Here is a 13,777-nt window from a genome sequence, read left to right as displayed (position 1 = left end):
CATGATAAATAGTAATTGGAAAAAATATGCTTGTTGGATTATGCTGGCAGCCTTGGGAGGTATGCCGGCACTTCAAGCCACGGAACGGCAGAACTTGAATCTTTCGACTTGTTCATGGAACATTACGCTGGATAAGGCTGCCGAGTGGAGAACGGATAAATTGTATCTTCCCCCTGTTGATATCTCATCATTGCCTGTTAATATCCCGACCGGTGGCTGGCAATTGTTGGAACATCCGGATAAATCTGGAGTTAATCTTCCAGCTACAGTAGAGGAATATCTATGGGGATACAATGGTCAGACTTTCGGAGTTACCGGTAACTATGTAGGTGTTTCTTGGTTTGATACTAAGGTGAATGTTCCTGCCAGTTGGAAAGGAAAACATATTGTCATGAAGGTCGGTTCTGTCCGCTTCAGAGCCGAGATTTTTGTCAACCGGAAATTGGTGGCCTATGACTTGGTCAACAGTACCCCGTTTGATGTAGATCTGTCGGATAGTCTGGTGCCGGGACAAGAAAATGAAATTGCATTCCGTATAACCGACCCGAACGGTAATTTCAACTGGAAGGATTCACAGATTTATAGTTGGGGAGATTATTTTACCAACCCGTCGCATGGCTTTGGTGGTATAACAGGGAATGTCGAACTTGTTGCTACCGATAAGGTTTATGTTGATGATGTGTTTGTCAAGAATCAGCCTGACCCTCACAAGATTGAAGTTGATGTAACAGCTTGCAATGTCGCAGGAGAACAGACAACCCGTCCGTTGGTTCTTGAAATTAAGGAACATAAAACGGGCAAGTCGGTTTACCGGAAAGACATGGGAACAGTCAGGCTTGGGAACGGGGACAATACAAAAACTTATCAGATATCTTTGCCCCACGCTAAATTATGGAGTGTGGATGACCCTAACTTATATGATTTGTATGTGTCTTTAGGTGATGATGTCTATTGTCAACGTTTTGGCTTCCGTTGGTTCGAAGTCCGGGATGTGAAAGGTGACAAGCAATTCTATCTGAATGGCAAGCGTATGGTTTTGCGCACTGCCATTTCTTGGGGCTTCTGGCCGAACAATGGTATTGCCCCTTCCGATAAATTGGCCAAACGTCAGGTTCAGACTGCCAAGAAATTAGGATTGAATATGTTGAATTTCCATCGTACCATTGGTTGTACGCAAGTTTTGGATTATGCCGATAAGTTGGGATTGCTTTATTTTGAGGAGCCGGGAGGGAACCAATATCCTGCTAACCGCTTTGATGATGGAACGATACAGACCGATTTTTACATGAAATACCGCAATGAGAAACTGGCCCGTATGATCAAGCGTGACCGGAGTCATCCGTCGCTGGTTATCTATAATCTGCATAACGAACGTGGGGCAGATCCGCAGAAACAGGATTACGACCAGATGAGAATGGGACACAAACTGGATCCGACTCGTATTATGACATACAACTCATGCAACGGAAATAATCCGGAGAATGAGCCGAATGCCCATTTCAAGCTTCATTTGATGCCGAATGATACCACTTTCTATGACTATGGATGGTACGACCGCCATCATGCAGGAGGACCGGGTTGTTATCATGATAATCTTTATTTAGGCAAAGATAATTATCATCGTTTTTCCAATCATAAGGATGAAATTGTGTATTGGGGAGAGGATGGTGCTATCGGTACACCTCCTCGCCTGGAATTAATCCGGAAAGAGATTCTGGCAGATAACAAATTGTCTGGCTGGGAAGCCGATGATTATTTGAAGTGGTATGAAGCTTATGATCAATTCTTGAAAGAACGTGGCTTTTCTAAAGCTTTCCCGACAGTAGACAGTCTGACTCGTTCTATGGGTAATGTATCATTCTATTATCAGGGACGTTCTATTGAAAATATCCGCATCTCAAATACAGTCGATGCTTATGCCATTAATGGTTGGGAGAGTATGAAATTGGAAAATCATTCAGGGGTTGTCGACAATTATCGTTATCCGAAGGGAGACCCGAAGGTGATGGCTTATTATAACCAGCCTCTGTATCTGGCTGTCAAAATGAACCGGAAGGTATTGTCTGTACGTGATACGACGACTGTAGATGTCTATATTGTTAATGAAAAGAATCTGAAAGGTAGGTACAAGTTACGTTTGACATTGAAAGATGATGCCGGAAATATTCTCAAAACTTATACCAAGATGATCTCAGTGAAAGGCGGCTCTGATTATGGTCAGTGTTTGTTTACTGGTTGGAAGATTGTTCCTAAACAGGCTGGATATGCAAGTGTTGAGGCTGAACTTTTGAAGGGAAATAAGGTTGTAGTCAAAGGAACTGATCGGTTATTTATTGTCGCTTTGAATACTAAAGGAGTTACGGCTAATGGTATGATTGCCGATACAACAGGTACTTTGTCCAACTTCATGAAGAATGTAGGTCTTGATCTTCCTGCCTACCATAGTGGTACTCCGAAAGGGGATTATTTGTTGGTAGGTGCCTTTGAACCGCAGCAATGGGGGAGTGGTATCAGTGAAATCATGGAATGGGTATATAAAGGGCATACCTTGATTATTGTTGATAATCCGGAACGTTGGGCTGAATTCTTATGCGATAAGGAAGTACTCGATTATAGAGGGTCCAAAGTCTTGGGCAAGTCTTGGTATGGAGGTAATTTCTTTAACCGCGAAAGTCTGTTCTTCGAAGGATTGCCTTCCGATTGTGTGTTCAATTGGGAGTATCAGTGTTTTGCTACTTATAACCGTCGTCGTATCGGCTTGCGCTGTGCCAACGGTGATATATTTGTGGGGTGTGTATCCGACCATCGTAAGGAAATCTATTCGGCATTGGTTCAAATTCCAGCGGGAAGAGGAAAGGTGATAATTACGACGTTGGATATTCCTGCTTGTATCAAGGATGTCAAGCCTTATTCAGAAGCTGTCGATCCGGATGGTATGAATGAATCAATGAATACATTCAATACCACCAGAGAGAATAAAGCCAATATTGTGGGACAGCAATTATTATTGAATTTATTGAAAGCAGTATATCGATAATATTAGGAATGTGTAAGAAACCCATAAAAGGTAACCTATTCCCGCCGCTGTACAATACGTGCTCCGGCGGGAACGCTTTCCGTAACCCAGATATTGCCGCCGATTGTTGCGCCTTTACCGATTGTGATGCGTCCCAGTATGGTTGCGTTGGAGTAGACGATGACGTCGTCTTCCAGAATCGGATGTCGGGGAATACCTTTGATCGGATTGCCGTTTTCGTCCAACGGGAAACTTTTTGCCCCTAATGTTACACCTTGATATAATTTGACATTGTTGCCGATGATACAGGTTGCGCCGATAACTACGCCGGTACCATGGTCGATGGTGAAATGATGGCCGATTCTGGCTCCGGGATGAATGTCAATTCCGGTTTCGGAATGAGCCATTTCGGTGATGATACGGGGGATAAGCGGTACATTCAGGATATACAGTTCATGTGCGATACGGTAGTTTGTGACGGCACGGATAATCGGGTAACAGCAGATAATTTCGCCGAAGCATGTAGCTGCCGGATCACCGTAAGTATTCGGCCAACTACAGGTATTAAACCTTTATATACAACAATAGCGACTGTCACTATGAACCTAATAGTATCAGCCGCTATTGTTTTGTTGAACCCATATGTTACAATTTATATCAGTTACAAGATTCCTCCTTTTGCCTTGTCAGTACACATTCCGGATGTTTCAACTTCCATTTATGTGGAAGTAGATTCAAAAGTTCTTCTTGGGTTGCCTTTTTGTGATAAGGCATTTGTGCGATAACATCGTTCAGGTATACCCTGGGATTTACCCCGTGCGCCTTACATGTGGCCAGCAGAGAACATATGACAGACATATTAACCGCAGCTTCGTGATTACCACAGAAGAGAAAATTTTTTCTGCTCAGAGTGATGGGCCGTTGGACATTTTCCGCCAGATTGTTGTCCCAGTACAGGCGGCCATCGTCCAGACATCTCATAATATTATCCCATTTGGTATAGGCATATGTTATGGCCTTGCCTGTCAAAGAACTTGGACTGTATTTAATTCCTTCTGTCTCCATCCATACCTTCATTGCCTCCATGATTGGCCTGGACAGTTCCTGACGCGTCTGTCTGCGCTCATCATATGACAGGCCGGCTTCGTCACACTGGCGTTCTATTTTATAGATATGCTGTATCTGAGTCAGTGCATGTTGCGCCATCTCCCTGTTTTCATCCAAAGCCTGCTCAAAATGACGGCGTATATGCACCAGGCAGTTGAGTAGCCGCACGTCGGGGTTGGTCTTGAAGGCTGTTTCATAACCTGCAAAACCGTCACATTGAAGATATCCCTTGAAGTGATAGTGATTTGCCAGGGATTCGATGACCGCTCCGGCCCGTGATCCCCCGTCGTAATGGAAGATGACCAGTTTCTCCATGACTGATCTTACCATCCAGAGATATTCCTTGTCGGCTCTGTGTTTTTCTCTGTTAATGACCGGAACTGTAGTTTCATCCGCCTGTACATAGTCACAGGAGAAGACTTCCCATTTGAGTTCTTCATACAGAGGCTTAAGCAGTTCCACGGTTTTCTTGAACCAGCCGTCCAGTGTACTTTCGGTAAGGCCTTTCATTCCAAGATGGCGGTATTGCTGTATCTGACGGTAGAACGGGACATGATATTCATACTTCTGAAGCAGTATCTCGGCAAGCAGGCTGGTGTCAGCAATGCACTTGTCGACCGGCATCAGCGGCATGGGAGCTATCTCTACGCCTTTCTGTCCGGCCGGAGGAAGCAGGGTACTATCCTTGAGAGCATATTTGGGACGGATGATCACCTTGACGTAAAGCATTCCCGGCTTGTGTTTGACGACTTTTGTTATCTCTTCGCCTATTCTACGGTATAAAGACAAGTCTACGCCTTTCGGTTCTATTGTATCGGTTTCCAATACGGGCAAGTCCTCTATCATTTTGCGGTTCTGACGATTTCGTTTTACGTCTTCCACCGATTCCTTCTCAATCTTTTCCACAGCCTCGTCCCGCTTTTCTTCCGCCTGCTGCCGGAGTCCGGAAAACTCGTCGGCAAAGAGATCTGGCATATTAGGATCATATACGCGAAGTTTCTCCGATTTACGACCAAAGAGCTGACGGTTCAGCCATGCGACCTGAGCCGTCAACTCCTTGATACGTTCCTGCAGATTTTTTATCTGTTCGGATTGATTCTTATTAGTAGTAGACAATGAGGCTATAGAGGCATTCAGCCCTTCTATCGTCTTGAGTAAAATTTCTTTTTCTTCCATTGTCTATACTTCTTTTAATGATGTAAATATACTAATTAACAGTGAATTATGCAACAATATCCAAAGTTTACTCACATAAAAACATGTTATACATGGTATTCCTTACGTTCGGCTCTTAACCGCCGGAGCCTCTGTTCCGGGTTTTCCTGTATTCCTTCAACCATCATCACCAGATCGCGCCACTCCATGGGATAGCTGTTTGATTTGGGATCATACTCCGGCAACTTGAAGCGACCGGCCTCCAGACGTTTTACATACATTACCATACCTCCGTCTTCGGCATGAAGGAGTTTCATTAGCCTGCGGCTGGAACCGATGAAGATGAAGACATCACCGTTCCTCACTTCACTGTTCATTTTCTCATGTACCACTCCGCATAGCGAACTGATACCCTTGCGCATATCTGTCCTGCCAGGACACAGGAAGTAGCGCATCGTGTCGTTCAGGTTAAACATGACCGTTTCGAAGACTTTGGGTAAATATTTCCTTCAGCAAATCTTCAGAACCGCTCCCGAAGTGGGCACGAAGTCCATTGGGAAACAGCAGCGCAACACCATGCGGCAATTGTTCTTCTTGGGAAGACTCCGTAAATGCCTGTTTAAAACTGATAGGAGCCAACTCGTGTTTGATACTGCTCCTGTCAACGGAACATTTTCTACGCCAGTAGTGATAGGTTGAATAACTTACACCTATCTGTTGAAGGTACGACTTCAACGGCAGCTCGCTTTGTTGCACCTGCAATTCTAATTCTTCAAATTCTTGTCTGTTCATAATAATTGAGGTTTGATTGTATTCACTGCCGCAAAGCTACAACCAAACCTCAAAATGTAAAAGGTGCATTTCTTCGAATGCTTACGGATCACCGTAATATGCGGCTTCTACATCTGTTGCCAATATTTTGCGGAGTTCAGGCAGGCGACTGATGAACTGGGCCGCAATGTTTGCTGCGGAAGTTCTGCAAGGGGATTCTTCTTCCTTATGAGGATTGTTTTCTTCTCCGAAACATAGTCCGGCCTGTATCTGTTCTACCAGCAGTTCAAAAAGTTCTTCTACATTGACCCCTATATGGTAGTTGATGGTACGGCTGTTGATGGTGGAATTGCCGAAATAACCGGGGAAAAGGATTTCTCTGGCCAGTTCGACTATACGACTGAGTGATTTTCCCGACGGAAGCGGTTCTCCCTCCTTGTACTGGTGGAAAAGACCTTCATATGATTTGCTGTCGGAAAGCTCGCTTACCGCCTTTGTCAGTATATGTGTGTAATTGAATGTATTCATAAGGTTTTCATTTTGTAAGTGGACAAAAATAGTAATTTTACAGACTATATTATCTTTTTCTTTCTGTTTTTATTTATAAAGAGTTGATTATAATCGTATTTTTGCAATAAAATGGAAATGATATGGTAGTAAACAAGAAAAATCCTTTTGCTTATAAGGCGAAACAGGGCGGTAAGAAAAAGGCCAGTGGAAAGCGTGTGGGCAAGTCACGCCCGGAAAAGGCGAATAACCAGTTGAACCGTAGGGTAAAATAACAATTATTACGAGGTGTGGATTGGGGTGGATGAGTTGTTGAAAACTTGTGGATATATCTGTTGAAAAAATATGGAAAGTATTTTCTATGTAGTATAAAAAGCATAAATTTAGGAATTTATGACACTTCTGATAGTTAGCACCCTGTTAATTGTATGTGTGGATAATCATTTTTCCCTGAAAGAATGGGGGTGTGTACTTGCAGAACTAGCGGGAATGTCAGAGAAATGCGTATTATTGGGCCGATTGGATAATACCTCCCCCAAGCACTACATTCCCCCAGTAAAAGGCTGCTGCCTGGCCGGGAGCTACAGCCGCCAGCGGTTCATGAAGCCGGATGTGCAGGCGTCCGTCGGGCTGTTCTGTAACTGTGCAGCGGTTGGCCTGTTTCCGATAGCGGATTTTCAGGATGACATCGTCTTTTCCCAAAAGGGCTGCAGGATTGATGATGTTCCAGTCGGTGAGCCATATTTCATTCTTTTCCAGGTTCTGCAGCCGGTCGCTGATAATAACTTTGTTTTCCTTCGGGAGAATCTCTTTGACAAACAAGGCCTTGTTCTGGTAGATACCCAATCCCCTCCTCTGTCCGATGGTATAGAACGGATATCCTTCATGTGTACCGATAACATTGTCTTGCTCATCATAGAAATGGCCTGACGTCAGTTGTCCGGCCGGGACATGGTTGCGCAGGAAAGTACGGTAATCCATAGGGCAGAAGCATACACCAAGACTATCCCGTTTGCGGGCTGCTTTTGTAAATCCTCTTTCGGAAGCGATTTCGCGTACATGGGTTTTTGTCAGTTTCCCCATCGGAAGTAACATCCGTTCCATGATATCTTGTGGCAGGCCCCATAGGAAGAACGACTGGTCCTTATCGGGGTCGGCTCCACACAGGATATGCCAGAAACCGTCTATCCGTTTTTTCTGTACATAGTGTCCGGTTGCAAAGTGATAGATGCCCTCGGTATCGGCTATCTGTCGCAATAGAGGCCATTTCAGGTAGTTGTTGCATAGGGTGCAGGGCACCGGGGTTCTTCCCTTCATGTATTCGTCGATGAAATACCGGATAATCCGTTGCTGGAATTCTTGTCTTACGTCGTAAGTGATATGGCGGATGCCTAGACGTCTGCAAAGTTCCCGGGCATCGTCCAGGTACTCGGTGTTTCCGTCTTTTTCATAAAAACGGAAGGTGATACCGGTCACTTCGTATCCGGCATCCTGCAGGAGCAGTGCGGCAACCGAACTGTCGGTTCCTCCACTCATTCCAAGGAGTACTTTCTGATTGGGAGTCATACTTAATCTTTTTTTTTAAACTATTGCTTCACGTATGGGCATAAAAAAAGGAGTACCGCTGTACTCCAACCTTTGTTAACCTTAAATCTAATACTATGAAAAACACGATGCAAAGGTACGGAATATCAGATATTATGCAAATATTTCAACGTTAAAATTGTGTTTTATAACATAAATTAAGCATGTTAAGGTTTTATTGAGTGTTTGTTAATAAAAAATGTGTAGAAATTTTCTCTAAAATTACTGTATATAAAATCTTTGTTGTCTTTCTACTCCGAATATTGGAGGTCTCGATATATAATAGATAATGTTGACTATCAGTTTATTATAATATCCTTGATTTTCTTTATATGTGAAATCTTTTTGATTGTTCGGAGCCTTATTGTCATATTGACATGTTTTTGTATGGTTTTATCATGTTTGTGTGTTGTATATTTAGTGAATATTTTTACTTTATCTGTTGTAATGTATTTATTTATAGTAGATTATGCAATTATTTTTGCGGTTTGTGGATATTCCCTATTGTGATGATATTAAAAAAAATACTTTCTTTTTGCTATTTGTTATTAATTGATTAATTTTGCGGCATGGTTAAAGATAGGTTAAGACTTGATTACAATTATTAAGGTGTTGGCATCAGATTAGAACGTAATATATTTAGGAATAACTTTAATTATTAATAAAATGAAAGCTTATGGGTAAAAAGGTTCTCGCATTTTTGTTGCTCTTTTGTTTGAGCTTGGGAGTGACTATTGCACAGATTTCTAAGGTTACCGGTGTGGTAATCAGTGAAGAAGACGATTTGCCGATTGTGGGAGCTTCTATTTTGGTAAAAGGTACCACGGTGGGAGCATTGACCGATCTGGATGGTAAGTTTGTTCTTACAAACATTCCTGCAAATTCTAAGACCATTGTCGTATCTTATGTCGGAATGGAAACGCAGGAATTGGAAATCCGTCCGGATATGAAAATCTTTATGAAGGGGGATACCCAGATGTTGGATGAGGTTGTGGTAACCGTTGCTTATGGTACAGCCAAGAAATCTTCTTTGACCGGTGCCATATCTTCTGTCAATAAGGAACAGATTGAAATGCGTCCGGTTTCGAGTGTTACTTCTGCTTTGGAAGGAACCACTTCCGGTGTGCAGATAAACAGTACTTATGGACAGCCTGGAGAGGGGCCTAGCATCCGGATCCGTGGTATCGGTACCGTCAATGGTTCCAGTGATCCGTTGTATGTTATTGACGGTATGCCGTTCGGAGGAAACATTTCCGACTTGAACCCTAATGATATTGAAAGTATATCAGTGTTGAAGGATGCCGCTTCATGTGCATTGTACGGAAACAGGGCTTCCAATGGTGTCATCTTGATTACAACCAAACGTGGTACTTCGGATAAGATGAGCTTTGAACTGAAAATCAATCAGGGTTCCTATACGCGTGGTATCAAGGAATACAGTCGTACCAATCCGTATCAGTTCATGGAAGCTAGCTGGCAGAATATGAAGAATGTGAGAATGTCGGCCGGAGATGATGCCGCTACTGCTGCCGCTTATGCTACGAATAACCTGATTTCTGAATCTTTGTATCTGAACATTTTCAACAAGCCGGATACCGAATTGTTCGATGCTACAGGACATATGGTTTCCGATGCAAAATCCTGCCGGGCTATGCAGATGACCTTGACTGGTATGATGCCGCTATCCGTCACGGATATCGTCAGGAATATACCGTAAGCGGTAATATGGCAACCGACAAGACCAGTGCTTACTTTTCTTTAGGATATTTGGATGAGAACGGTTATGCCCGTAATTCGGACTTCAACCGTCTGTCTGCCCGTACATCGTTGACTTTTACTCCGAAGCCATGGTTAAAGGCCGGATTGAATCTGTCGGGTACACACCAGATTACAAATGCTACAAATGGTGATAGCGCTGACAGTTATACCAATATATTTATGTATGCCCGCCAGATAGCTCCTATCTATCCTGTCCATCTGCATAATGCAGACGGTTCTTATCGTTATGATGAGTTCGGTGCATTACAATATGACCCGGGATATTACGTAAATGATGATGGCGTAACGGTAGATACCCGTAACCAGTATGTTGACCGCCATGTAGTATGGGAGAATGAGCTGGATATGGATAAGACATACCGTAATACATTGGAAGGTATTGCCTTTGTGGACATCAAATTTCTGAAGGACTTCACTTTCAGCCTGAAAGGTGACCTGAATGTACGTAATTCGGAGAACCAGACATATAACAACGCTACAATCGGTGACGGAAAAGGTAATTCCGGACGTGCAAAGCGTGTAAGATACCGTTACAAAAACTATACTGTACAGGAACAGTTAAGCTGGAACCACCTGTTTGGCAAGCATTTTGTCGATGTGTTGCTGGCACATGAAAACTATGACTATAACTATAGTTATGAGTACGGTTACAAGACTACTGAAGTGTTCAGCAACAAGACTTATCTGTCAAACTTCACCAATATCACTTCTTTGGACGGTTATGATACAACTTACCGTACAGAAAGTTATTTGGGACGTGTCCGTTATAATTTCGATGACAAGTATAACCTGGAAGCTTCTTTCCGTCGTGATGGTTCTTCCAGATTCTATAAAGATAACCGTTGGGGAAACTTTGGTAGTGTCGGGGCCAACTGGATGATCTCACGTGAAAATTTCATGAGATCATTGGATTGGGTCAACAGCCTGAAACTCCGTGCCAACTGGGGACAGGTCGGTAACGATGCCGGAGCCAGCTATTATGGCTATATGGCTCTTTATACTGCAGATCAGAATGCGAACAAGGGTGCCTATTACCTGTCACAATACCCGAATCCCGATTTGAAGTGGGAAACCAGTGAAGCATGGGGCGTGGCACTTGAAGGTCGTCTGTTCGACCGTTGGAATATCAGTCTCGAGTATTTCGACAAGAGAAATAAAGACTTGCTGTTCGATGTCTATCTGCCTCTGTCGGCCGGAGCCAATACTTCTGGATCGGCCGAAGCTACCATTACCAAAAATCTTGGAACCATTTCTAACCGTGGTTTTGAAATCAATACGGATGTGGATGTCTATCGCTCCAAAGACTGGAGAATCAACTTCGCGGCTAACGCGACATTCCTTAAAAATGAAATCATCAAGTTGCCTGACCAGAATAAGGACGGTATCGTATCCGGTAACTATAAGATTGTAGAAGGGAAAAGCCGTTATGAATTCTATCTTCCTACTTTTGCGGGTGTAGACCAGATGACCGGTAATTCCATGTATGTTGCAGACCTTGATACTTATTGGGTTACCTTGCCTGATGGTTCTACAGTTGGAGGTAACCACAAGACCAGCCTGTCGGAAGATATCACCGATTATGTGACTGAAATAAACGGTAAATATTATGTGAATAATACGTCATATGCATTGAGAGAATTCCAGGGATCGGCCCTGCCTACCGTTTACGGAAGCTTTACCGGTACATTCTCTTATAAGTCTCTTACATTGTCGGCTTTGTTCACTTACTCATTGGGGGGCAAAGTATATGACGGAGTTTATGCTTCATTGATGAGAACCAGTTCTTCACCCAGTAATTTACATTCGGATATCATGAAGGCTTGGACAAGCGTACCGGAAGGTATGACAGAGAATTCTGTAGACCGTCTGGATCCGAACGGTGTTCCGCAGATCAATAACACGATGAGCAGTACGAACAATGCAGCGTCTTCACGTTGGTTGACCAGTGCCGACTATCTGGTATTGAAGAATCTTACTTTAAGCTATAATCTGCCCAAGTCTTTATTGAGACCTATCGGAGTGGAAGGCATTGCGTTAAGTGCCAGCTGTGAGAATATGTTTACGTTTACTGCCCGTCAGGGTATGAACCCTCAGCAGTCTTTCAGCGGTTCCCAGTCCAATTACCTGGTAACTCCGCGTGTATTCTCATTCGGTATCAACATAAAGCTTTAATATTTAACGATCTAAAAAGAAAATTATGATGAAGAAAATAGCATATTTCTTAGGCGTATCCCTGTTTCTTTCCGCTTGTGCAAGCGATTATCTGGATACAGAGCCCCAGTCTTCTGCCGATACGGGAATTATTCTGGAAAATACGGAAAATGCCAAACTGGCGATTAATGGTATCTGCTATATGATGGCCCGTCAATATTTGAGTTCTCAAGGATTTAACGGTGAAGGTACTATAAAGACATGGTACGGTAATTATCCGGGCAATGATTTCCAGAAGTGTAACCTGACGGGATGGTCGAACGTCATTAACGGTACAGCCACCTATATGGCGTCCAATACTTCTACCTACGATTATTATCCTTGGTATTATTATTATAAACTGATAGGTAATGCAAATGCCGTTATCTGTAATATTGATGCGGCTTCGGGCTCTGAAAATGAAAAGAAATTCATCAAGGCCCAGGGACTGACATTCCGTGCCTACAGTTATTTTATGATGAGCCAGCTTTATTGTGCCCGCTGGGTGGACAGTAATAACGGAAGTACACGGGGACTTCCCTTGCGTATAGATCAGGGTACAGACGATCTGCCTGCATCTACTTTGGCCGAAGTGTATGCCCAGGTATATCAGGACTTGGATGACGCCATTTCTATGTTCAAGGAGGCAAAGGAGGCTGGGATAGACAGAGAGAGTGATGATAACTATAGCCCGAACCTGAATGTGGCTTATGCAGTCTATGCACGCGCTGCGTTGACCCGTGAGGATTGGGAAAATGCCGCCAAATACGCTGCATTGGCCCGTGAAGGATATCCGTTGATGTCGAATGACGAATATGTAAACGGCGGTTTCAATGCTCCTAACCAGGAATGGATATGGAGCTGTTACGGTGCAAGTGACCAGACATTGTATTATTATTCTTTCCATGCTTATCAGGGCAGCAATTCCAGTGCAAGTGTTTGCCGTAACTATCCGTGTGCCATTAGCAAGGAGCTGTATGACCAGATTCCGGAAACGGATGTCCGCCGTACAATGTATCTGGCTCCTAAAGCAGATGAAGTAGATACCTATACTCATAGTACGGGCCGGGCATCGAAAGGAGCGTTATATGACCGTGCTAAACGGGATTATGCCGACAAATTGTACAGCACGAGCTATATCTTTGCCTATATGCAGTTTAAGTTCCAGTGTTCAGAGCAGCCGGGAGTGGGTCATGTAAACAATTTCCGTTCTGCCGAGATGTATCTGACCGAAGCTGAGGCTTTATGCCACATAGGTGGAAGAGATACGGAAGTCCAGAACCTGTTGATTGCCTTGAACCGTGATTCCGGACGTAATCCTGAATATACCTGTACCAAGACAGGAGCAGACCTGCTGGAAGAAGTGAAACTGTATCGCCGCTTTGATTTGTGGGGAGAAGGTTTTGACTGGTTTGACCATAAACGTTGGAATGAGCCTATTGTACGTCATTCTTATCCGGAAGGTAATTTCCATACGCAGTTTGCCATCACAAAGGAAACATCGGAAACCAATGGATGGACATGGGTATATCCGAGAAAAGAAACCGATTATAACGGTGCGTTCCAGGAATAACGCCCGTTTATAGGTTAATGGAAGTATAAAGATAAGATCTGTCATGGATGTTTTTCATCGGTGACAGATCTTTTTTTATATTTCCTGGTCTTTGA

General features: G+C 43.5%; 9 protein-coding genes and 2 pseudogenes. 5 read left to right on the top strand and 6 right to left on the bottom strand.

Annotated elements, in window-relative coordinates:
• Position 1 precedes the first annotated feature (1 nt).
• A complete protein-coding gene (locus tag BQ7489_RS12405) occupies positions 2-3,037 on the top strand; it encodes a glycoside hydrolase family 2 protein (RefSeq protein ID WP_239496952.1) in 3,036 nt (1,011 codons plus the stop codon).
• Positions 3,038-3,072: 35 nt separating this feature from the next.
• Here BQ7489_RS12405 and BQ7489_RS12400 read toward each other — a convergent pair.
• From BQ7489_RS12400 to BQ7489_RS12380, 5 genes and pseudogenes are all read right to left on the bottom strand, one after another.
• A pseudogene (locus tag BQ7489_RS12400) lies at positions 3,073-3,558 on the bottom strand (serine O-acetyltransferase); the annotation flags it as partial.
• Between the two features lie 115 nt (positions 3,559-3,673).
• Entirely contained in the window at positions 3,674-5,299 is a 1,626-nt protein-coding gene (tnpC, locus tag BQ7489_RS12395; RefSeq protein WP_072529846.1) for an IS66 family transposase, read from the bottom strand.
• Between the two features lie 86 nt (positions 5,300-5,385).
• Positions 5,386-5,754: an IS66 family insertion sequence element accessory protein TnpB gene (gene tnpB / locus BQ7489_RS12390; protein ID WP_071149928.1), complete on the bottom strand. Its 369-nt coding sequence runs from the start codon at positions 5,752-5,754 to the stop codon at positions 5,386-5,388.
• Entirely contained in the window at positions 5,747-6,070 is a 324-nt protein-coding gene (gene tnpA, locus BQ7489_RS12385) for an IS66 family insertion sequence element accessory protein TnpA (RefSeq protein WP_022233666.1), read from the bottom strand. The genes tnpB and tnpA overlap by 8 nt, the downstream gene beginning before the upstream one ends.
• An 84-nt stretch (positions 6,071-6,154) precedes the next feature.
• A pseudogene (locus tag BQ7489_RS12380) lies at positions 6,155-6,577 on the bottom strand (serine acetyltransferase); the annotation flags it as partial.
• 122 nt (positions 6,578-6,699) lie between these two features.
• Between BQ7489_RS12380 and BQ7489_RS17865 the strand changes: the two are divergent.
• Positions 6,700-6,831, top strand: a complete 132-nt coding sequence (locus BQ7489_RS17865; RefSeq protein ID WP_262483193.1) for a hypothetical protein — start codon at positions 6,700-6,702, stop codon at positions 6,829-6,831.
• Between the two features lie 232 nt (positions 6,832-7,063).
• On the opposite strand, the gene mnmA is transcribed toward BQ7489_RS17865, so the two are convergent.
• Entirely contained in the window at positions 7,064-8,122 is a 1,059-nt protein-coding gene (mnmA, locus tag BQ7489_RS12375; RefSeq protein ID WP_072531260.1) for a tRNA 2-thiouridine(34) synthase MnmA, read from the bottom strand.
• Between the two features lie 694 nt (positions 8,123-8,816).
• On the opposite strand from mnmA, the gene BQ7489_RS17920 reads away from it, so the two are divergent.
• Genes BQ7489_RS17920 through BQ7489_RS12365 form a run of 3 tightly spaced genes read left to right on the top strand, consistent with a single transcriptional unit; the run spans position 8,817 to position 13,682 of the window.
• Positions 8,817-9,857 (top strand): TonB-dependent receptor plug domain-containing protein, encoded by a 1,041-nt coding sequence (locus BQ7489_RS17920; protein ID WP_317042546.1) that lies wholly within the window; start codon positions 8,817-8,819, stop codon positions 9,855-9,857.
• The gene (locus BQ7489_RS12370; RefSeq protein ID WP_317042553.1) at positions 9,740-12,091 is read left to right on the top strand and encodes a SusC/RagA family TonB-linked outer membrane protein; all 2,352 of its coding nucleotides are present in this window, start codon (positions 9,740-9,742) and stop codon (positions 12,089-12,091) included. Before BQ7489_RS17920 ends, BQ7489_RS12370 begins: the two co-directional genes overlap by 118 nt.
• 25 nt (positions 12,092-12,116) lie before the next feature.
• Entirely contained in the window at positions 12,117-13,682 is a 1,566-nt protein-coding gene (locus tag BQ7489_RS12365) for a RagB/SusD family nutrient uptake outer membrane protein (RefSeq protein WP_239496951.1), read from the top strand.
• The last annotated feature ends 95 nt before the right edge of the window (positions 13,683-13,777 follow it).

Source organism: Bacteroides ilei (assembly GCF_900128495.1).
GTDB classification, from domain to species: Bacteria; Bacteroidota; Bacteroidia; order Bacteroidales; family Bacteroidaceae; genus Phocaeicola; species Phocaeicola ilei.
Note: the sequence above shows the minus strand (reverse complement) of the source record. Positions and strands in the feature narration are given on the sequence as shown.